Source organism: Micromonospora kangleipakensis, assembly GCF_004217615.1.
Lineage (GTDB): Bacteria > Actinomycetota > Actinomycetes > Mycobacteriales > Micromonosporaceae > Micromonospora > Micromonospora kangleipakensis.
Genome location: NZ_SHLD01000001.1, coordinates 1,780,219 through 1,800,781 on the forward strand (window position 1 = coordinate 1,780,219; position 20,563 = coordinate 1,800,781).

Annotated in this window: 16 protein-coding genes; 9 read left to right on the plus strand and 7 right to left on the minus strand. The window is 74.5% G+C overall.

All coding sequences use genetic code 11. The annotated features are described in order from the left end of the window. Positions 1 to 64: 64 nt before the first annotated feature. Together greA and EV384_RS08695 are read right to left on the minus strand one after the other, a co-directional pair. Positions 65 to 565 (minus strand): transcription elongation factor GreA, encoded by a 501-nt coding sequence (greA, locus tag EV384_RS08690; protein ID WP_130331797.1) that lies wholly within the window; start codon positions 563 to 565, stop codon positions 65 to 67. A 146-nt stretch (positions 566 to 711) separates the two neighbouring features. After that, entirely contained in the window at positions 712 to 1,146 is a 435-nt protein-coding gene (locus EV384_RS08695; RefSeq protein WP_130331799.1) for a DUF4307 domain-containing protein, read from the minus strand. Positions 1,147 to 1,357: 211 nt separating this feature from the next. Between EV384_RS08695 and mca the strand changes: the two genes are divergently transcribed. The 4 genes from mca (at position 1,358) to EV384_RS08715 (ending at position 7,615) form a co-directional block, all read left to right on the plus strand. After that, entirely contained in the window at positions 1,358 to 2,239 is an 882-nt protein-coding gene (mca, locus tag EV384_RS08700; protein WP_130331801.1) for a mycothiol conjugate amidase Mca, read from the plus strand. A 48-nt stretch (positions 2,240 to 2,287) separates the two neighbouring features. After that, a complete protein-coding gene (locus tag EV384_RS08705; RefSeq protein WP_130331803.1) occupies positions 2,288 to 2,581 on the plus strand; it encodes a hypothetical protein in 294 nt (97 codons plus the stop codon). A 215-nt stretch (positions 2,582 to 2,796) separates the two neighbouring features. After that, positions 2,797 to 5,292 carry a putative bifunctional diguanylate cyclase/phosphodiesterase gene (locus EV384_RS08710; RefSeq protein WP_242624448.1) on the plus strand — a complete coding sequence of 832 codons (2,496 nt, stop codon included), beginning with the start codon at positions 2,797 to 2,799 and terminating at the stop codon, positions 5,290 to 5,292. 286 nt (positions 5,293 to 5,578) lie between these two features. Beyond that, entirely contained in the window at positions 5,579 to 7,615 is a 2,037-nt protein-coding gene (locus tag EV384_RS08715; protein WP_130331807.1) for a thioredoxin domain-containing protein, read from the plus strand. Between the two features lie 12 nt (positions 7,616 to 7,627). Here the strand turns inward: EV384_RS08715 and EV384_RS08720 are convergent, their stop codons facing one another. Both EV384_RS08720 and EV384_RS08725 read right to left on the minus strand, forming a co-directional pair. Continuing rightward, a complete protein-coding gene (locus EV384_RS08720) occupies positions 7,628 to 8,278 on the minus strand; it encodes a pyridoxine/pyridoxamine 5'-phosphate oxidase (RefSeq protein ID WP_130331809.1) in 651 nt (216 codons plus the stop codon). A gap of 29 nt (positions 8,279 to 8,307) precedes the next feature. Beyond that, a complete protein-coding gene (locus EV384_RS08725; RefSeq protein ID WP_207232268.1) occupies positions 8,308 to 8,937 on the minus strand; it encodes a PadR family transcriptional regulator in 630 nt (209 codons plus the stop codon). A gap of 66 nt (positions 8,938 to 9,003) precedes the next feature. Between EV384_RS08725 and EV384_RS08730 the strand changes: the two genes are divergently transcribed. From EV384_RS08730 to purE, 3 genes are read left to right on the plus strand one after another with little or no spacing between them, the layout of a single operon-like run. Then, positions 9,004 to 9,480, plus strand: a complete 477-nt coding sequence (locus tag EV384_RS08730) for a hypothetical protein (protein WP_130331811.1) — start codon at positions 9,004 to 9,006, stop codon at positions 9,478 to 9,480. A gap of 51 nt (positions 9,481 to 9,531) precedes the next feature. After that, a complete protein-coding gene (locus tag EV384_RS08735; protein WP_130331813.1) occupies positions 9,532 to 10,704 on the plus strand; it encodes a 5-(carboxyamino)imidazole ribonucleotide synthase in 1,173 nt (390 codons plus the stop codon). A 40-nt stretch (positions 10,705 to 10,744) separates the two neighbouring features. Next, a complete protein-coding gene (purE, locus tag EV384_RS08740; RefSeq protein ID WP_130331815.1) occupies positions 10,745 to 11,236 on the plus strand; it encodes a 5-(carboxyamino)imidazole ribonucleotide mutase in 492 nt (163 codons plus the stop codon). A gap of 165 nt (positions 11,237 to 11,401) precedes the next feature. Here the strand turns inward: purE and EV384_RS08745 are convergent, their stop codons facing one another. Then, on the minus strand, positions 11,402 to 16,306 hold the full coding sequence (locus EV384_RS08745; protein WP_130331817.1) for an SCO7613 C-terminal domain-containing membrane protein: 4,905 nt from the start codon (positions 16,304 to 16,306) through the stop codon (positions 11,402 to 11,404). A gap of 160 nt (positions 16,307 to 16,466) precedes the next feature. Further along, positions 16,467 to 17,894: a UDP-glucose dehydrogenase family protein gene (locus EV384_RS08750; RefSeq protein WP_130331819.1), complete on the minus strand. Its 1,428-nt coding sequence runs from the start codon at positions 17,892 to 17,894 to the stop codon at positions 16,467 to 16,469. 240 nt (positions 17,895 to 18,134) lie between these two features. Between EV384_RS08750 and EV384_RS08755 the strand changes: the two genes are divergently transcribed. Next, positions 18,135 to 19,298: an acyl-CoA dehydrogenase family protein gene (locus EV384_RS08755; RefSeq protein ID WP_130331821.1), complete on the plus strand. Its 1,164-nt coding sequence runs from the start codon at positions 18,135 to 18,137 to the stop codon at positions 19,296 to 19,298. Between the two features lie 54 nt (positions 19,299 to 19,352). On the opposite strand, the gene EV384_RS08760 is transcribed toward EV384_RS08755, so the two are convergent. Further along, positions 19,353 to 20,009 carry a hypothetical protein gene (locus EV384_RS08760; RefSeq protein WP_130331823.1) on the minus strand — a complete coding sequence of 219 codons (657 nt, stop codon included), beginning with the start codon at positions 20,007 to 20,009 and terminating at the stop codon, positions 19,353 to 19,355. 23 nt (positions 20,010 to 20,032) lie between these two features. Here EV384_RS08760 and EV384_RS08765 point away from each other — a divergent pair, with 23 nt between their 5' ends. Then, entirely contained in the window at positions 20,033 to 20,551 is a 519-nt protein-coding gene (locus EV384_RS08765; protein ID WP_130331825.1) for an acyl-CoA thioesterase, read from the plus strand. The last annotated feature ends 12 nt before the right edge of the window (positions 20,552 to 20,563 follow it).

The window sequence follows — 20,563 nt, forward strand, 5'->3', positions numbered from 1 at the left end:
ACCGGCCTGTCAGCCCCGGTCGGGGTCGGGCCCGGGCCTGCCGGCGCGGGTCCGGGTGCGGCGGTCAGCCGGAGAAGGGCTCGAACTTGACCACGGTCACCTTGATGTCGGCGCCGCTCGGGGCCGTGTAGGTGCAGGTCTGGCCCTCGCGGCCGCCCAGGATCGCCTTGCCGAGGGCGGACTCGGGACTGTAGACGGTCAGGTCGGTGCTGGACGAGATCTCCCGCGAGCCGAGCAGGAACGTCTCGGTGTCGTCGGTGTCGTCGTCGAAGAAGATCGTCACGACCATGCCGGGCGCCACCGCGTCGGCGCTCGGGGCCCCACCGACCTTGGCGGTGCGGAGCAGCTCCTTCAGGTAGAGGATGCGCCCCTCCGCCTTGCCCTGCTCCTCGCGGGCGGCGTGGTAGCCGCCGTTCTCCCGGAGGTCGCCCTCCTCGCGCCGCGCGTTGATCTCGGCGGCGATCACCGGCCGGTTCGCGATGTGCTCGTCGAGCTCGGCCTGGAGGCGGTCGTACGCGTCCTGGGACAGCCAGGTGGCGGGCGCCTCGTTGCCATTCGTGGACACAGGCGGTCCTCCTTGTTGGTGCGGACTGGCTGACAGGTGAACTACCAAGTTACCAGTGCGGGACACGTCAGGGTGTCGCCGATCACCCCGGGTGCCGGCCGCCGGACCGGCCGTGGGCGCGGTTCGGCCGGGCCGGCCGGACGCGGTCAGGCGGCCGGGCGGCAGCGCAGCACCTCGCCGATGAACGGCCGGGCGCTGGTGGCCAGCCGGTGCCGGGCGTCGACCTGGCGTTCACCCGGCTGCGCGGTCACCGTGACCTCCTCGCGCCCCACCTCGGCGCCGTCGGAGGAGCGGGCCCGGAGCACACAGGTCGCCGAGCCGCCCGCCGGCACGGTGACCCGGAAGTCGACCACCACCTGGGAGTCGGTGATCTCCGTGTAGGTGATCACCTGGGCGTCGTACCGGGGATCGCCGTACTGGCGGTAGAGCTTGGTGGCGGCCAGGCCGAGGGTCGCCAGCAGGACGACCGCCAGCAGCGCCGGAAGCAGCGGGCGCCGGCGTCCCGGTTCGCGGCGGCGGCCGTACCGGCCGGCCGGGAAGACCGGCGAGCCCGGAGTGATTGTGGCGTGCGTCTCGCTCACCGGCGGGTATCTCCTGGCGTTGTTGTCGGCGGCATCGGCAAGAATGGCAGAGTCCATCTTCCCAGCCCGGCGCTGACCCAAGGATGGCAGGTCGGCGGTGACGCGGACAGGCCAGCACCGGGGGTTTTCCGGGCGCGGGGGAGATTCCGGCAGGTCAGCCGGGTGACCCGGGGTCGGGTCGCCCGACGGGCACAGACGAGGAGTGCCGAAGGTGGCAGAGCAGCTGCGTCTCATGGCCGTGCACGCCCATCCCGACGACGAGTCGAGCAAGGGCGCCGCGACCACGGCGAAATACGTCGCCGAAGGGGTGGACGTCCTGGTTGTGACCTGTACGGGCGGTGAGCGGGGCAGCGTGCTCAACCCGAAGATGGACCGACCGGACGTCTGGGCGAACATCGCCGACATCCGCCGCGCCGAGATGGACGCCGCCCGCGCGATCCTCGGCATCGAGCAGGCCTGGCTCGGGTTCGTCGACTCCGGGCTGCCCGAGGGCGACCCGCTGCCGCCGCTGCCGGAGGGGTGCTTCGCCCTCCAGGACGTGGAGGGCGCGGCGGCGCCGCTGGTGCGCCTGATGCGGCAGTTCCGGCCGCACGTGGTCACCACGTACGACGAGGAGGGTGGCTACCCCCACCCGGACCACATCATGACCCACAAGGTGACGGTGGCCGCCTTCGAGGCCGCCGGTGACCCCGACCGCCACCCGGAGCTGGGCGAGCCGTGGCAGCCGCTGAAGCTCTACTACGACATCGGCTTCTCCAAGGGCAAGATCATGGCGCTGCACGAGGGCATGCTCGCCGCGGGCCTCGAGTCGCCGTACGAGGAGTGGCTCAAGCGCTGGGAGGACCGTCCCGACAAGGGCCCCCGGATCACCACCCGGGTCGAGTGCGCCGAATACTTCCCGGTCCGCGACGACGCCCTGCGCGCCCACGCCACCCAGATCGACCCCGACGGCTTCTGGTTCCACGTCCCGATGGAACTCCAGCAGCGCGCCTGGCCGACCGAGGACTACCAGCTCGCCCGCTCGCTGGTGGACAGCCCGCTGCCCGAGTCGGACCTCTTCGCCGGGGTCCGCGAGACGTGCCATGCCCGCTGATCCGGCGGAGGGCTACGCTGGACGGGAGCCGCACATCGGAGGAACGCCATGCTGACCACTGCCCAGGTGCTCGCGGAGAACAACTTCGGTGACACCCGCACGGGTGGCCTGGCCGGGCCGATGGGCCTCTTCCTCATCGTGCTGCTGGCCACCGTCACCATCCTGCTGATCCGCAACATGAACGCCCGACTGCGCCGCCTGCCCGAGCGGTTCCCGGAGCAGGCCGGTCCGGCGGACCTCGGCCGGACCGACGGGACAGTCGTCGATCCGACAGACGGGACCGCGGCGCAGGAATCACCCACGGACGCACCCAACGGCTCCCAGCAGCGCCGGAACGGGTAGTCAACGCGTGATTCACGTCGAAGCCGGTCGTCGCCCCCTGTTGCGACCACCGGCTTTGGCTTAGCCTTCCGCCGGGGGACCGAAAGTCCCCGAGCCGTGCGCGGAAGGGGGGCGCCGATGACCGTCGAAGCGGCGGCCACCCGCCGTGCCCCCGGTGTGCCGGCGGACGGGGTGGGTCCGTGACCTCGGGCCGGGACGGCAAACCTCCCGATCGGCTGGGCCTGCGCGGCACGCCGACCGGGGTGCTCCTGCTGACCGCCGCGGTCGGGGTCACCGCACTGGCCGCCGCCGTCGTCGGCCTGACCGTCCCGGTGTCCCTCCCGTCGGACGACGCGCTACCGGCCCCGGCCCGCTTCGGCATCGCCGTCGCCGCGTTCGCCGTCGCCCAGCTCGCCCGGCTCCGGTTCCGGACCGCCGCCGGGATGGTGAGCATCACCTGGGGCGAGGCCGCCCTCATCGTCTGCCTGTACCTCGTACCTGCCGGCTGGCTGCCGGCGGCGGCCCTGCTCGGCGCCGGGACGGCCTGGACGGCCATGTCCCTGCTCACCGACCGCCGGCCGGCGCTGGAGCTCGTCCGGATCACCGGATCGCTGACCGCCGCCACCGCGCTCGCCGTCGCGATCGCCAGCGCGCTGGGCCGGCCCCTGCTGGCCGCGCCGACCCCGGCGCTCGCCCTCGCGCTCACCGCCAGCTCGGTGACCTACCTGCTCACCAGCGGCTGGCTCGGCGGGGCGACCCTGGCGCTGCGGCACGGCGTCCCGATCGGACCGCCGCTGCTCGCCGCGCTCCGCGGCAAGCTGCTGATGTTCGTCGGCAACGTGGCCGTCGGCCTGGTGGTCGTCACCCTGCTGGAGCTCGACGCCCGCTGGCTGCTGCTGCTCCCGCCGCCGCTCTGGCTGCTCCAGCAGACGTACCGCCACCGGCTCCGGGCCGACCAGGAGCGGCGCACCTGGCAAGCGTTCGCGGAGGCGACCGCCGCCCTCAACCAGCTCGACGAGCGGGGCGTGGCGACCGCCGCGGTGTCCGGCGCGCTCACCCTCTTCGGTGCGGAACTGGTCGACGTGAACGTCGCCCGGGGCGACGGCCGGTGGTGGCGGTACCGGGCGGACCTCGGTGGCCAGCTGCGCGACCGCGAGGTGGACCCGCCGGGGAGCACCGAGCCGGCCGAACACGAGCTGGTCCGACCGCTGACCGTGGGCAGCGTCGGGGTGGGGGAGCTGCGGGTCCACTTCGCCCGGTCGGCCCCGCCCAGCGCCCGGGAGCGGGACGCCGTCGCCGCCTTCGGCGACGCCCTGGCCGCCGCCCTGCACGACGCCGCGACGCACCGTGAGCTGCGGCTGGTCACCGAGCGTTCCTTGTACGCGGCGGCGCACGACCAGCTCACCGGGCTGGTCAACCGGGCCGCCATGCTCGACCAGGGCGACCAGGCGTTGCGCCAGCTCGCCCACGACCACCCGGTGGCGCTGCTGCTGCTCGACATCAACCAGTTCAAAGAGGTCAACGACACGCTCGGGCACGCGGCCGGCGACCAGCTGCTGCGGCTGACCGCCAACCGGCTGGCGGCCCTCGCCCGCCCCGGTGACCTGCTCGGCCGGCTCGGTGGGGACGAGTTCGCCCTGCTGCTGACCGCGGTCCCGGTGGTCGGCGACCGCGCCGCGCCGATGGCGTACGCGCTGCGGCAGGCCCGGGAGATCGCCGAGCGGCTCGCCGCGCCGACCGAGGTGGCGGGCGTACGGATGTCCGTCGAGGTCTCGGTGGGCGTGGTGGTCGCCGACGCGGGCACCGCCGATCTGACCGAGCTGCTGCGCCGGGCCGACATCGCGATGTACCAGGCGAAGGAGGGCGGCGGCAGCGTCGCCGCGTACGACAGCTCCCGGGACGCCGCGAGCACCGACCACCTGGCGCTCCTCGCGGAGCTGCGGGAGGCGCTTGCGGCCGACGATCAGCTGGTGCTGGCATTGCAGCCGGCGGTGGACCTGGCCACCGGCGCGCCGACCGGGGTGGAGGCGCTGATCCGCTGGCGGCACCCGCGCCGCGGCTGGCTCGGCCCGTCCGACTTCATCCGCCCCGTGGAGAACAGCGAGCAGCTCGGCGCCTTCACCCGGTACGTGCTGGACAAGGCCCTCGCAGTCGCCGCCGACTGGGCCCGCGAGGGGCTGGACCTGCCGATCTCGGTGAACCTGTCGGCGCGCAGCCTGCTCGATCCCCGGCTGCCGGCGGAGATCGGCGAGGCGCTGCGCCGGCACCAGGTGCCGCCGCGCCGGCTGGTCCTGGAGATCACCGAGACGGTGGTGATGAGCGAGCTGGAGGTCATCGACGAGGTGCTCGCCACGCTGCGGTCGATGGGGGTGCAGCTCGCCGTCGACGACTTCGGCACCGGCTTCTCGTCGCTGACCTTCCTCACCCGGATCGCCGTCGACGAGCTGAAGGTGGACCGCTCCTTCGTGATCCGGATGGCCGACTCGCCGGAGGCGGCGGCGATCGTCCGGACCACTGTGGGGCTCGCCCACGAGCTGGGGCTGCGGGTGGTCGCCGAGGGGGTGGAGACCGCCGAGCAGCGGACCGCCCTGGCCGAGCTGGGCTGCACGGCGGCGCAGGGCTACCACTTCTTCAAGCCGATGCCGGCGGACAAGATCAACGCCGTCCTCGGGTCGCTGCTCGACACCGCCCCCGGCAACGTCTTCCCGCTCCGCGCCGACGGCGCCTCCTGACTCACCGGCACCGCCCCGGCGGGGTCGTCCACCTCCGTCCCGTGCGCCCCGGGTCAGCAGGTGCCCTGGTCGGCCGGCTCCTACCCCTCCGACGTCCGGTTCGAGCGCGGCACGGCCGAGGCGGTCACCGACGTGGTCGTTCGGGACTCTCCGCGAGTTCACCCGGCGCGGCACCTCGGCGGTCACCCTCACCAAGTGACCGGAGCCGGTCGGGCCGGGGCTGCGGTCCCGGCTCGACCGGTCCGCTCCGGCAGCGTCGCCGAAGCGCGCTGGATATGGTCGTCGGGTGAACCGACTCGCCAACGCCACCTCGCCGTACCTCCTCCAGCACGCCGACAACCCGGTCGACTGGTGGCCGTGGTGCGAGGAAGCGTTCGCCGAGGCGAAGCGGCGGGATGTCCCGGTGCTCATCTCGGTCGGGTATGCGGCCTGCCACTGGTGCCACGTGATGGCGCACGAGTCGTTCGAGAACGAGGGCGTCGCCCAGCTCATGAACGACGACTTCGTCTCGATCAAGGTGGACCGGGAGGAGCGGCCGGACGTCGACGCCGTCTACATGACCGCCACCCAGGCGATGACCGGCCAGGGCGGCTGGCCGATGACGGTCTTCGCCACCCCGGACGGCACGCCGTTCTTCTGCGGCACCTACTTCCCCCGGGCGAACTTCATCCGGCTGCTCGGCTCCGTCGCCACCGCCTGGCGGGACCAGCGGGAGGCCGTGCTCCAGCAGGGCGCGGCGGTGGTCGAGGCGATCGGCGGGGCCCAGGCCGTCGGGGGCCTCACCGCCCCGTTCACCGCCGAACTGCTCGACGCCGCCGCCGCGCAGCTCGCCTCCGAGTACGACCGGACCAACGGCGGCTTCGGCGGGGCGCCGAAGTTCCCGCCGCACATGAACCTGCTCTTCCTGCTCCGCCACCACCAGCGCACCGGCTCCGCGCAGAGCCTGGAGATCGTCCGGCACACCTGCGAGGCGATGGCCCGCGGCGGCATCAACGACCAGCTCGCCGGCGGCTTCGCCCGCTACTCGGTCGACGCGCACTGGACCGTGCCGCACTTCGAGAAGATGCTCTACGACAACGCGCTGCTGCTGCGGGTCTACACCCAGCTCTGGCGGCTCACCGGCGACCGGCTGGCCCGACGGGTGGCCCGGGACACCGCCCGGTTCCTCGCCGACGAGCTGCACAAGCCGGGGGAGGGCTTCGCCTCCGCCCTGGACGCCGACACCGAGGGCGTCGAGGGGCTCACCTACGCCTGGACGGCGGCCCAGCTCGTCGAGGCGCTCGGCGAGGAGGACGGCCGCTGGGCCGCCGACCTCTTCGCGGTCACCGACGAGGGCACCTTTGAGCACGGCATGAGCGTGCTGCGGCTGGCCCGGGACGTCGACGACGCCGACCCGGCGGTGCGCGCACGCTGGCAGGGCGTGGTCGGGCGGCTGCTGGCCGCCCGGGACGCCCGCCCGCAGCCGGCCCGCGACGACAAGGTGGTGGCCGCCTGGAACGGCCTGGCGATCACCGCGATCGCCGAGTTCCTCCAGGTCGCCGCCGTCTACGCGTCCCCCGACGACGAGGACGCGAACCTGATGGACGGGGTCGCCATCGTCGCCGACGGTGCGATGCGGGACGCCGCCGAGCACCTGGCGAAGGTGCACCTTGTGGACGGGCGGCTGCGCCGGGTCTCCCGGAACGGGGTGGTCGGCGAGCCGGCCGGCGTGCTGGAGGACTACGGCTGCGTGGCCGAGGCGTTCTGCGCCATGCACCAGCTCACCGGCGAGGGGCGCTGGCTGGAGCTGGCCAGCCAGCTCCTCGACGTCGCGCTGGCCCGGTTCGCCGCGCCCGACGGCGGGTTCTTCGACACCGCCGACGACGCCGAGCGGCTGGTCACCCGGCCGGCCGACCCGACCGACAACGCCACCCCGTCCGGGCGGTCGGCGGTCGTCGCGGCGCTGGTGGCGTACTCGGCGCTGAGCGGTGAGGTGCGGTACCGGGAGGCCGCCGAGGCGGCCCTGTCGACCGTCGCGCCGATCGTCGGCCGGCACGCCCGGTTCACCGGCTACGCGGCCACCGTCGGCGAGGCGCTGCTCTCCGGGCCGTACGAGATCGCGGTGGTCACCGACGACCCGGCCGATGACCCGCTGGTCGCCGCGGCGCACCGGTACGCCCCGCCCGGCGCGGTGACGGTGGCCGGCCGCACCGACCAGCCGGGCGTCCCGCTGCTCGCCGACCGGCCGGCGCTGAACGGCAGGTCCACCGCGTACGTCTGCCGGGGTTTCGTCTGCGACCGGCCGGTCACCTCGGTCGACGACCTGGTCGCCCAGCTGGGCTGACCCGGCGGCCGGTCACGGCCAGAGCAGCTCGCGCTCCCACCCGCCCTCGGCGCGGCGGTAGCGCAGCCGGACGTGCCGGCGTTCCCGGTCGGCCTGCCAGAACTCCGCCGACGCCGGCACGACGGCGTAGACGGTGTGCGACTCGGCGACCAGTTCGGGGTCGGCGGCCAGCCGGGCGCGGACGTCGGCCAGCTCCCGGTCCAGCTCGGCCCGGTCGGCGAGGACGGCGCTCTGCCGGCCGGCCAGGGTGGCGATCCGGGAGCCCTCCGGCCGGGCCAGGAAGTCCCGCCGGGAGACGGCCGGGTCGGCGGCGCGGGCGGTGCCGCGGACCCGGACCTGGCGGCCCTGCTCCCGCCAGTGGAAGGTGAGCGCGACCCGGGGGTCGGCGGCGAGCTGGCGACCCTTGGCGCTGATCGCGCTGGTGGCGAAGTGCCAGCCGGTCGCGTCGAGGTCCTTGAGGATCAGCACCCGGGCGTCCGGAGCGCCGTCGGCGTCGAGGGTCGACAGGGTCATCGCGTGCGGCTCGTCCACGCCGGCGGCGACGGCCTCGGTGAGCCAGTCGGCGAAGAGCGTCATCGGCTCCGCCGGCGCGCCGGCCGGGTCGAAGGACGGCATCTGGTGGGCCAGCACGGGCAGTGCGCGCAACGTCTCGCGGGTCGTCATGAGCTGATCATCCCAGCCCGGCGTGGCCGTCAATCCTCCGCGTCGCCGGTCGGGCGGCCTTCCGTGCCGGGCGTGTTCCGCGGCTCGGTGGCGGGGTCGCGCAGCGCGGGCGGCAGCGCGTCGAACCAGTCGAGCACCGCCCGCTCGTACGCCAGCCCGAAGCGCAGGGTGGCCACCGAGTACGGGTCGACCGTGTCCGCGTCCTCGGGGAGCGCGGCGGCGACCTGCTCGTAGCCGCCCAGCCGATCGGCGTGCGCCGCCCGGTGCTGCGCCAGGAACGCCGCCATCCGGTCCGCCGGCAGGTGCCGGCCGAAGAGCACGGTGAGCAGCAGGGGGAACCGGATGGTCTCCTCGGCCGGCGGCCGCGCGGCCCACTCGGCGAAGGCGGCCCGGCCGGCCTCGGTGATCTCGTACGGCTGGCGGTCGCGGCGGCCGCGCTCGCCGGCCCGGACCAGTCCGGCGGCGGCCATCGCGCTCAGCTCCCGGTAGACCTGGCTCTGGGTGAGTGACCAGAACGCGCCGATCCGCTGTTCGGCGACCGTCACCAGGTCCCAGCCGGTCATCGGGCCGTCGTGCAGGAAGCCCAGCAGGGAGGCGGCGGTGGCGTTCAACGGCCGGTCCGGCATGGGGGTGTGCTCCTTCGCGTATTCGCTTGACATCCCATTGTGTCAGGTCGCACGATGAAGCCATCGACCTCCCACAGTGGGAGGTCGCGGGGAGGGGTCATGCACACCGTTCTCGTCCTCATCCACGCGGTCAGCGGTACCACCGGGCTGCTGCTCGCGCTGCCGATCCTCCTCGCCCCCAAGCGTCGCGGCCGGCACACCCTGCTCGGCCGCGTCTACGCGGTGGCCGCCGTCGGTCTCAGCCTGAGCGCGCTGGGGCTCTTCGCCCTCGACCCCGCCCGACTCTGGGGGCTGGCGATCCTCGGCGTGCTGACCCTGGGGTGGCTGCTCGGCGGGCTCTGGTTCGCCCGCCGCCGGCCGTGGGGCCTCGGCGGCCGGGGCTGGCGGGTGTGGCACCTGAACCTGATGGGCAGCACCGTGATCGCCTTCGTGACCGGCTTCGCCGTGCAGATGACCGACGGCAACCTGGTCGCCTGGCTCGCGCCCACAGCGATCGGCTCGGTGCTGATCGCCCGGCGTACCGCCCGGGAGCTGGCCCGCGCCCCCCGCCGGGTCGTGGTACGCGCGGCGGGATGATCCCGCCCTCCGGGCCAGGCCCGGCGCCCGCCCCGATAGGCTGGCGGCGCTATGGATTCCCGTACCGGACTGCCTGTTGTCGGCATGGTGGGCGGCGGTCAGCTGGCCCGGATGACCCACCAGGCCGCGATCGCCCTCGGCCAGTCGCTGCGCGTGCTGGCGCTCGCCCCCGACGACGGCGCCGCGCTGGTAGCGGCCGACGTCCAGTACGGCGACCACACCGACCTCGCGGCGCTGCGCACCTTCGCCAAGGGCTGCGACGTGGTCACCTTCGACCACGAACACGTGCCGACCGAGCACATCCGCGCCCTCGCCGCCGAGGGGGTGAAGCTCTTCCCCCCGGCCGACGCGCTGCTGCACGCGCAGGACAAGCGGGTGATGCGTGAGCGCCTCGGTGAGCTGGGCGCGCCGAACCCGGCCTGGCGACCGGTCGTCGAGCCGGCCGACCTGGTCGCCTTCGGTGACGAGGTCGGCTGGCCGGTGGTGCTGAAGGCGGCCCGGGGCGGCTACGACGGACGCGGCGTCTGGCTGATCGACGACGCGGCGCAGGCCGCCGAGCTGGGCTCGACCCTGCTGGCCGGGGGCACCTCGCTGATCGTCGAGGAGCGGGTGGCGCTGCGCCGGGAGTTGGCGGTGCAGGTCGCGCGCTCGCCGTTCGGCCAGGTGGCCGCGTACCCGGTGGTGGAGACCGTGCAGCGGGACGGGATCTGCGTGGAGGTGCTGGCTCCCGCTCCGGACCTGCCCGAGGAGCTGGCCGTCGCCGCCCAGCAGCTCGCCATCGACCTGGCCACCGCGCTCGACGTGGTCGGCCTGCTCGCGGTGGAGCTCTTCGAGACCCCCACCGGGCTGGTGGTCAACGAGCTGGCGATGCGTCCGCACAACTCGGGGCACTGGACCATCGAGGGCGCCCGGACCTCCCAGTTCGAACAGCACCTGCGGGCGGTGCTCGACTACCCGATGGGGGACACCTCGCTGACCGCGCCGGTGGTGGTGATGGCGAACGTGCTCGGCGGCGAGCCGGGCGGGATCTCCATCGACGAGCGGCTGCACCACCTCTTCGCCGCCGAGCCGGGCGCCAAGGTGCACCTGTACGGCAAGCAGGTGCGCCCCGGCCGCAAGATCGGGCACGTCACGGTGCTCGGGGACGACCTGGACGACGTACGGGCGCGGGCCGCGCGGGCCGCCCGCTGGCTGCGCGAGGGACACAGTGAGCGCGAGGAGTGAGCTTGCGAGCCCCGCAGTCGCGAACGAGAGGAAGGCCAGCGTGAGCACCGTCGGAGTGATCATGGGCAGCGACTCCGACTGGCCGACCATGAAGGCCGCCGCCGAGGTGCTGGACGAGTTCGAGGTGCCGTACGAGGTCGCGGTGATCTCGGCGCACCGCACGCCGGTCAAGATGATCGAGTACGGCCGGAACGCCGCCGACCGCGGCCTCAAGGTGATCATCGCTGGTGCGGGCGGCGCCGCCGCCCTGCCCGGCATGGTCGCCTCGGTCACCCCGCTGCCGGTGATCGGCGTGCCGGTGCCGCTCAAGTATCTCGACGGGATGGACTCGCTCCTGTCCATTGTGCAGATGCCGGCTGGCGTGCCCGTGGCCACCGTGTCGATCGGCAACGCCCGCAACGCCGGGCTGCTCGCCGTGCGCATCCTGGCCGCCTCGGACCCGGCGCTGCTGAAGCGGATGGCCGCTTACCAGGCGGGCCTGGCGGAGCTGGTCGCCGAGAAGGACGCCGCGCTCCGCGCCTCCCTCGGCTGACCCACCCAGCCAGGTCCACCGCCGTGCCCGGGACCGCCCTGCCGGCGCTCACGGTCCCGGCCGGCCCGCCGCGCCGCGCTCACGGTCCCGGCCGGCCCGCCGCGCTCACGGTCCCGGCCAGCCCGCTCTGCGCAACACGGCAGTCACGCCGCATGGCCCTCCGACTCATCGCATGCCGCGCAGGGCGGTCTGCAGGCGCTCCTGGGCGCGGCGGCGGCGTTCGTTGCTCGCCCCGAGCACCAGCAGCACGAAGCCGAACGGGATCAGCACCAGCCACGGCCCGAGGCTGAACAACGCGTGCACCGCCGCGATCGCGGTGACCGTGGCGCCCACGATCACCGGCGCCTGCTGCCGGCTGGTCGAGCCGAAGATCAGCACCGCCACCGCGCCGAGCAGGAGCAGCACCTGCCGCAGCATGCTGGAATCGGTGGCCAGCACGATGGCCAGGGTCGGCACGAACGCGCCCACCAACGCCGGTCCGTACGCGATCCAGCTCGACAGGTCCGGCCGGTGGCGCAGTTCGATCACCCCCACCACCAGGGCGAGCGCGGCGAACGGCAGCGTGTACGCCTCGGGCAGCGCCACGTCGGCCACCCGCATCATGATCCACCAGGCGCTGATCTCGCAGGCCACCACCGCCCAGAACAGGATCCGCCGCTCCACCGGCCGCCGGCCCGGCCGGCCCGCGGCCACCCCGAGGACGGCGCCCCAGGCGGCCAGCAGCGCCGCGATGTGCCGGGGGGAGTCGAAGGCCAGGGCCAGCGCGATGAGGGCGGCGGCGTACCCGCTCCACTCCACGGTGGCCGCCTCCCGGTACGCCTCCGGGCGGCGCAGCCGGGGCAGCGTGGCGGCGAAGACCTGCAGCGCCGCCCCCACCGCCAGCACGCCGAACGCGGACCAGACGGCGGCCAGCCCGACCACCAGGCCGAGGGTGAGCACGAAGAGCTGCGCCATCAGCGAGGCGAAGAGCCAGCCGAGGATGCGGGCCCGCTGCGTGGTGCCGAAGAGCGCGGCGACCACGCCGACGCCGACCGCCCCGCCCAGCGTGAAGAGGGTCAGCTCCCGGGTGGCGAGGCTGCCGGCCAGCCCGGCGCCACCGGCGGCCAGCCCGATCGCGAAGACCAGCACCCGGGCCACCCGCAGCGACCGCGCCGGCTCGACCAGCGGCGGTGGCGGGGTCAGGGCCAGCCCGAGCATCGAGATGGTGAAGACCATCAGCCCGGCGAGCGCGCTCTCCGGCCAGCCGTGGCCGAGCGCCACCGGGGTGATCAGCAGGGTGACCGCGGCGCCGGGCAGCACCACCGGCACGGCCCGGGACCGCCGGCCGCCGCTGAACCCGGTGGCGGCGAGCGCGGCGGTCACGGTGAGCAGCAGCGCGGTCAGCACGTGTGTCGGGTCGATCGCGTCCGCCGGCGGGGTGAGCAGCTCCGGCGGCGGCCCCTGCCAGACGCGGGACAGCGACCGGAACGGCTCGACCAGCGCTACCAGCAGCGGCGGCGCGAGCGTCACCAGCGCCAGCGTGGTGGGCAGCACCGCCGCGGCGAGTGCCCCGGCCGCCGGGCTGACCCGCCAGCGCCGCTCCGCCCCGTCGTCCGGCAACCGGCGCAGCGCCCCGTCCAGCAGCACCGACCAGCGGCGTACCGGCCGGGCCGAGCCGGTCGGCGGGGTGGTGGCCGCCCGGACCAGTTCGGCGAGCACGCCGAGCAGCGCCGCCGCGGCCGCGTACACCCCGGAGGGCAGGCCGGTGACGATCGCGGCCACCGCGCTGACCGTCGCGCCCCCGACCACGGCCACGCTCACGTACGGCAGGTACTGCGGGACCTGCCGGCGGACCACCGCCACCGCGGCCAGGCCGAGGCTGGACGCGGCCAGCGCGGCGGTGACCACCACCTGCGGGGAATGCTCGAACTCGGCGGCCAGGGCCGCCACCGCGCCGGGGAGCGCGAGCAGGGCGGCGCCCGCCGCCGCGCCGCCCACCTGCACCAGGTGCGGCGGCATCCCGTCGGTCTCGATGTCCTCCACCAGCGGCGGCGCGAGGCTCCGGGCCAGGGCGGCCACCACCACGCCGATCAGCGCGATGCTGCCGAGCGCCAGCGCGGTGGTCCACGGCCGGACCAGCCCGGCGCCGGCCGCGTGCAGGGCGACGACCCCGGCCACCGTGGCCCGGGACAGCGCCGCCCGTGGGTCGATCGCCGCGACCGCCGCCATGCCGAAGATCGTGGCGACCGTGGCGCCCACCAGCACCGGCGACCACCAGGGCAGGTCGAAGGCGGCCGGGGTGCCGATGGTGGCCAGCACGACGGCGACGCCCGCCACGTCGTATTTCCAGGGCGTCGGCAGCAGGATGCCGGCGGCGACGGCCAGCAGCGCCAGCGCGACGGGCGCCTGCCAGGTCGCCCCGCCGGTCGGCGCGGCCGGCCAGCCGGTCAGGTCGCCGGCCCAGATCGGCCCCGGGGTGGCCAGCACGCCGACCCCGCCGCGCAACGCGGTCCAGCCGGCGATCAGGCCGATCAGCGTGCCGCCGACGGTGATGCCGAGGATCGGTCCGCGCCGCCACTCCTCGGGCATCGCCCGCGCCGCGACGGCGACCACCAGCACCAGCGCGGCCGCCACCACGAGCTGCCCACCGGGCGCGAGCACGGCGGCGATCCGGGCCAGGGTGGCGATCAGCGCCACGGTGGTCGCGGCGGCGGCCAGGTCGGACCCGTCCAACGAGAGGTCGGGGCGGCGACCCCGGTCGATGGACGGGGCGAGGAAGAGCAGCACCGCGGCGACGAGCAGCAGCGCGCCCACCCAGGCGTCGGCGCTGGTAGTGCCGGGCGCGCCGAACGCGGCCGCGGCGACCGCCAGCGCGCCGAGCCCGGTCCCCACGGCGTGCGGCAGGCTGAGGTGCCGCTGCGCCACCTGGCGGATCGCGGCGTAGCCGAGGGTGACGCAGACGCCGAGGAAGCTCGCGGCGAGCACCGGGACGGTGACCTCGCGCAGGCTCGCCGGGGTGGGCGTCGGGTCGGTGGGCACCGTGGCGGCGACGAACGCGGCCACCGCCCCCGGCAGCGCGAACGCCGCCCCGCCGGCGGCCCAGCCGGAGACCGTCTCCGCCGCGGCCGGGGCGATACTCAGCCGGGGCGCGAGCGAGACCAGCGCGCCGGTCAGGAAGAGCGTGGTCAGCGCGGCGGCGGTCAGCGCCGGGCGGGAGAGCGCCGCCCCGGCGCCGAACAGGCCCAACCCGGTCGCGGTGACCGCGTGCACCACGGCGGAACGTCCGCTGTCCGCGGAGAGTCCCAGCACGCCGACGCCCACCGCGGTCAGCAGCATCGGCCAGGGCGCGGCCGTCCAACCCAGACCGAGCGAGGCCGGTACGGCGAGCGCGGTCAGCGCTGCCCCGAGCACCGCGAACTCGCGCCGGATCTCCGGTGGCAGGGCGACCACCGCGGCGACGGTCAGCAGGAAGGCGCTCGCGGCGAGCTGCCAGCCGGTCGGGCCGACCGCCGCCGCCAGCGTGGCGTGCCACCGGTCCAGGTCCGCCGCCCAGGCGGGCAGCGCCGCCCGGACCGGCGCCAGCCCGGCCCGCAGCGCGCCGCCGGCCACCACCAGGCCGCTGACCGTGAGGGCCACGGCCGAGGCGAGCTGTGGCCCGCGCCGGGCCGCCTCCGGTACGGCCCGCACGGCCAGCCCGGTGAGCGTGATCACCGCCGCGATGAGCAGCAGCGACCGGCCGGGGAAGGCGACCGAGGCGATCCGGCCCAGCGCGCCGATCACCGCGAGGGTGACGATGCCGGCGCCGACGTCCGGCAGCGGCGCTCGACGCAGCACCAGCGTCCCGGCCAGCCCCACCAGCGCGGCGAGCAGCAGCACCGCGCCCGTGCCGGTGGCGACCGGCACCGTGTCGGCGCGCAGCAGCGCGGTGACCGCGTACGCCAGGGCGACCGCGACCGCCGCACCGTGCAGCACCCAGGTCAGCTCGCCCAGCCAGGGCACCGGCCGGACCGGTCCGGGCGCCGGGGCATCCGGCGCCTCCGCGCCGAGCACCTCGGCGGGCTCCTCGGGGTCCCCCTCCGGGCGGCCCTCGGCGGCGCGCTGCCTGGGTGGCGTCGCCGGTGGCGGGGTGGGCAGGTTGCGCCGGACCGGCCGCTCGACGACCACCGCCGAGCGGGCCAGGGCGAGGTCGACCACGGCGACCGCGGTCAGCGCCAGCGCCCAGCCGGTCGGCCCGGTGATCCGGTCGTACGCCAGCAGCGGCAGCACCGGCTGGGCGGCGAGCACGGTGGCGAAGCGCGGCGCGCGCAGCCCGGTCCCGCGGGCGTACCCGAAGGACACCAGGGTGGTCACCAGGAAGATCGACCCGGCGAAGACCGCGCCCGAGGCGCCGCCGCCGATCCGGTCGACCGCCCAGAGCGCGTACCCGGCCAGCGGCACCAGCAGCAGGCCGACCGCGGCGATCGTCTCGGCGGTCGAGGTGAGGCCGCGGCGCGCCAGCACCGGCGGGGCGAGCAGCATCAGCACCGTCGCGACCAGCAGCACGCCCAGCCGGGCCAACGCGTCCATCGAGCTGGTGGCGACCGCGGCGAAGACCACCGCGGCCACGCCGAGCAGCAGCGCGCCGAGCCCCAGGGGGATGTTCTGCACCTCGCGGGAGGAGGCCTCCGGCGGGTGCTCCGGGTCGTCCACGTCGAGCCAGTGCGCGGTGGACCGGGGCGGCGGCGGTGGGAGGTCGTCCGGGCCGGGTGGCGGGGTGCCCTGCCGGGGCACCCGGGGCGGCGCGCCGGTGGCGGCCGTCGGCGGGCGGCGGCCCGTCCGGCGGCGCAGCACCCGGCGGGGCCGGGTGGCCTGCTTGATGCGTTCCTCACCGGCGTGCGCGAGGATGTCCCGCTGGAAGAGGGCGGCCTGCATCTTGGCGGCGATCTGCCGTTGCTCGCGGGCGATCTCGGCGTCCCGCGCCTTCATCTCCGCGATCGAGCGCTCGATCTCCGCCAGGTGCTCGGCCCACTGCGGCTGGTCGGCCCCGCAGTGCGGGCAGATGATGGCCGGCTTGATCTCCCGCCCGCACGAGGCGCATCTGAAGGTCTGCACGACACCCCTCCGTCCGGCCGGCCCGCAGTGTGGACCTCCACTGTCGAAGCATGCCCTGACCGGGCGCGGATTTCGACAGTTGCCGCCGCGTCGGGGGCAACAAAAAGAAGCGGCCGGCCGTGGAGCAGCTCCACGGCCGGCCGTACGCGTCGGGTCGGGGTCAGGGGCGGCCCATGCCGCGGTACTCCCAACCCGCCTGGGTCCACAGTGTGGAGTCGAGACAGTTGCGCCCGTCGACCACCTTCCGGCCCTGCACCAGCTCGCCCAGGGCGACCGGGTCCGCGTTGCGGAACTCGGCCCACTCGGTGAGCACGCAGACCAGGTCGGCGCCGCTGACGGCGTCGGTGATGGCCTCCTCGTACGTCAGCTCGGGCACCGCCCGGCGGGCGTTCTCGGTGCCCTGCGGGTCGAAGACGTGCACGTCGGCCCCGGCCTTGCCGAGCAGCGAGGCGACCGCGAGCGCCGGGGCGTCCCGGACGTCGTCGGTGTTCGGCTTGAAGGTGGCGCCGAGCACGGCGATCCGGGTGCCGGAGAGGTCCGGCCCGGCCGGGCCGGAGCGGCGGCCGAGCAGCTCGGCGGCGAGCTGGACCACCCGGGTCCGGCGGCGCAGGTTGATCAGGTCGACCTCGTGCAGGAAGCGCAGCGCCTCGCCGGCACCGAGCTCCTGCGCGCGGGCCTGGAAGGCCCGGATGTCCTTGGGCAGGCAGGCGCCGCCGAAGCCCAGACCGGCCTGAAGGAAGCGGTTGCCGATCCGGGGGTCGTACCCGATCGAGCGGGCCAGCTGGGTGACGTCGCCGCCGGCGGCCTCGCAGACCTCGGCCATCGCGTTGATGAAGGAGATCTTGGTGGCCAGGAAGGCGTTCGCGGCGACCTTGACCAGCTCGGCGGTGGCGAAGTCGGTGACCACCAGGGGGACCTCGCGGTCCTCGGTGGCGGCCAGGTCGAAGACGCCCTTGTGGGCGGCGTAGAGCATGCCGTTGGCCCACTCGCTCTTGACGCCGACCACGATCCGGTTGGGGCGCAGCACGTCGTCGACGGCGAAGCCCTCCTGGAGGAACTCGGGGCTCCACGCCACCTCGACGCCGAGGTCGGCGGGGGTGTGCTTGCCGACCAGCTGCTCGACCCACTCGGCGGTGCCGACCGGGACGGTGGACTTGCCGACGATCAGCGCCTTGCGGGTCAGGTGCTGGGCCAGGCTGGTCACCGACTGCTCGACGTACGACAGGTCGGCGCCCATGCCGTCGGCGCGCTGCGGGGTGCCCACGCAGATGAAGTGCACGTCGCCGAACTCGGCGGTCTCCGCGATGTCGGTGCTGAACCGCAGCCGGCCGGCGGCGAGGTTGCGCCGCAGCAGCTCGTCCAGGCCGGGCTCGTGGATCGGCACCTCGCCGGCGTTCAGCTTGGCGATCTTGTCGGCGTCGACGTCGAAGCCGAGCACCTCGTAGCCGAGCTCCGCGTAGCAGATGGCGTACGTCGCACCGAGGTAGCCGGTGCCGAGAAAGGTCACCCGGGGCCGGGCCGCGCCGGATGGCGGGGTCACCGCGGCGATGGCCGGCACCGGCTGGGTGTTCGGGTAGGGGATCGTCACGCCTGTTTCTCCGCTCGCACTGGCGGCGCTTCCTTGCGTCGCGTTCGGCTGCGGCGCCTGGCCGGGCACCGGTTTGGGGGGACGTTCTGTGGTCGCCGGTCGGCGTCGACGCCTGTCACGCACGAGCCTACGCGGCGGTAGGGAGCACCAGAACCCCGGTCGCTATCCTGCACTTTGCGCGGTCGGCGGTTCTCAGGCGCTACAGACTGGGCATGATAGCGGTGAAGGGGAGGGGCCAACATGGCCGCAGAGCAGTCGTTCGACGTCTACCGGTTGCCGGAGGAGCACGAGGCGATCCGGGAGGCGGTCCGTGAGGTCTGTGCGGCCAAGGTGGCCCCGCACGCGGCTGAGGCGGATGAGACCGGTGAGTTCCCGAAGGCGTCGTACGACGCGTTGCGGGCGGCCGACTTCCACGCCCCGCACATCCCCGTCGAGTACGGCGGCGCCGGAGCGGACGCGCTGGCCACGGCCATCGTGATCGAGGAGGTGGCCCGGGCCTGCGCCTCGTCCTCGCTGATCCCGGCGGTCAACAAGCTGGGCACGATGCCGCTGATCCTGGCCGGTTCGGAGGAGCTCAAGCGGAAGTACCTGACACCGGTGGCGGCGGGCGACGCGATGTTCTCGTACTGCCTCTCGGAGCCGGAGGCGGGCAGCGACGCCGCGTCGATGACGACCCGTGCGGTGCGTGACGGCGATCACTGGGTGCTCAACGGCGTGAAGCGGTGGATCACCAACGCCGGGGTCTCCGAGTACTACACGGTCTTCGCTGTGACTGATCCCACAGCCCGCTCGCGGGGCATCTCCGCCTTCGTGGTGGAGAAGTCCGACGCCGGGGTCAGCTTCGGCGCGCCGGAGAAGAAGCTGGGCATCAAGGGTTCCCCGACCCGCGAGGTCTACCTCGACAACGTCCGGATCCCGGCGGACCGGATGATCGGCGCCGACGGCACCGGCTTCGCGACCGCGATGAAGACCCTGGACCACACCCGGGTCACCATCGCCGCCCAGGCGGTCGGCATCGCGCAGGGCGCGCTGGACTACGCCAAGGGGTACGTGAGCGAGCGCAAGCAGTTCGGCAAGGCGATCGCCGAGTTCCAGGGCATCCAGTTCATGCTCGCCGACATGGGCATGAAGCTGGAGGCGGCCCGGCAGCTCACCTACACGGCGGCCGGCAAGTCCGAGCGCGGTGACGCGGACCTGACCTACTTCGGCGCGGCCGCGAAGTGCTTCGCCTCGGACGCCGCCATGGAGATCACCACCGACGCGGTGCAGCTGCTCGGCGGCTACGGCTACACCCGCGACTACCCGGTCGAGCGGATGATGCGGGACGCCAAGATCACCCAGATCTACGAGGGCACCAACCAGGTGCAGCGCATCGTCATGGCCCGCCAGCTGCTCAAGGGCTGACCGGGCGGAACCGTTAGGGCGGGCGGGCCGGGGTCACCGGCCCGCCCGCGACGGTCAGCGGATCTCGGTCGTGCCCTCCGGTCGGGTGGTGGCGCGCGGTGGCGCGGACCACGGCGACTCGCCGGTGCTCCGGCGGGGCAGCGGTTCGGTGGGGGTCGGGTCGGGATAGCCGAGGGTGGGCGGGGTGGTGTCCCGGGCGCCGGACGGCGGCCAGTCGCTGAGGCCGAAGGTGCTCTCGGCCGGCTTGGCGGCCGAGGTCAGCTCCGCCTCGGCCGGTGCCGTCGCCGCCGGCCACCGCCGCCAGCGCTGCACGCTGAGCGCCGCCATCAGCAGCAGCACGCCGATCAGGAACAGCGTGCCGTTCTCCACCGGCTGGCGCAGCGGCAGCGGGTCGCCGAGCACCTTCCAGCCGTCAGGGATCCAGTCACGGACCGTGAACGGCGCGATGAACATCCCGACGTACGGGGCGATCAGCAGCAGCCCGGCGACGAGCGCACCGAGCGGCGAGAAGCGCAGCGTGCCGAGCAGGCCGAGCAGGATGCCGGCGACGCCGAGGTAGACGGCCGGCTCGATCAGGTTGGGCGTGCTGTACGTACCGATCTCCACCCAGCGGTGCACGGTACGTCCAGACCCGTCCTGACCGAGGGTGACCAGCCCCCAGGTGACGGGCGCCACCACCAACCCGGCGAGGAAGCTCCAGAGATGTCGCATCCGCGCACCGTACCGTTTTCGGCATGACAGATCATCCCTCCACCGTGCCGGCGGGCAAGCCGACGTCGTACTCCCGGGTCACGCTCAGCCGCATCATGACCGCGGTCGATGTCAATCTGTACGGGACCGTGCACGGTGGGGTACTGATGAAGTTCGTCGACGACGTGGCCGGAGCGGCCGCGGCGCGGCACAGCGGCGGCACCGCGGTCACCGCCTCGATCGACGAGATCGTCTTCTCCGAGCCGGTCCGGGTGGGCGACCTGGTGCACGCGCACGCCCAGGTGAACTGGACCGGCAACACCTCGATGGAGGTGGGGGTGCGCGTGGTCGCCGAGCGCTGGGACTCGGCCGAGGACGAGCCGGTCCGGGTGGCCACCGCGTACCTGGTCTTCGTGGGGGTGGACGTGGGCGGCGCGCCGCGGGCGGTCCGGCCGGTGCTGCCGGAGACCCCGGAGGACGAGCGGCGGTTCCGGGAGGCGGAGATCCGCCGGGCGCACCGGCTGGCCAAGCGTCGGGCGATCCAGGCCCACCGCGCCGGCTGACGCCGGTCCACA

What these genes read in the sequence shown, in the direction of transcription:
- EV384_RS08705 (WP_130331803.1), top strand. Translation starts at nt 2,288, where the DNA reads ATGCTGACCACTGCCCAGGTGCTCGCGGAGAACAACTTCGGTGACACC.
- EV384_RS08720 (WP_130331809.1), bottom strand. Translation starts at nt 8,278, where the DNA reads ATGACGACCCGCGAGACGTTGCGCGCACTGCCCGTGCTGGCCCACCAG.
- EV384_RS08725 (WP_207232268.1), bottom strand. Translation starts at nt 8,937, where the DNA reads ATGTCAAGCGAATACGCGAAGGAGCACACCCCCATGCCGGACCGGCCG.
- EV384_RS08730 (WP_130331811.1), top strand. Translation starts at nt 9,004, where the DNA reads ATGCACACCGTTCTCGTCCTCATCCACGCGGTCAGCGGTACCACCGGG.
- EV384_RS08735 (WP_130331813.1), top strand. Translation starts at nt 9,532, where the DNA reads ATGGATTCCCGTACCGGACTGCCTGTTGTCGGCATGGTGGGCGGCGGT.
- EV384_RS08755 (WP_130331821.1), top strand. Translation starts at nt 18,135, where the DNA reads ATGGCCGCAGAGCAGTCGTTCGACGTCTACCGGTTGCCGGAGGAGCAC.
- EV384_RS08760 (WP_130331823.1), bottom strand. Translation starts at nt 20,009, where the DNA reads ATGCGACATCTCTGGAGCTTCCTCGCCGGGTTGGTGGTGGCGCCCGTC.
- EV384_RS08765 (WP_130331825.1), top strand. Translation starts at nt 20,033, where the DNA reads ATGACAGATCATCCCTCCACCGTGCCGGCGGGCAAGCCGACGTCGTAC.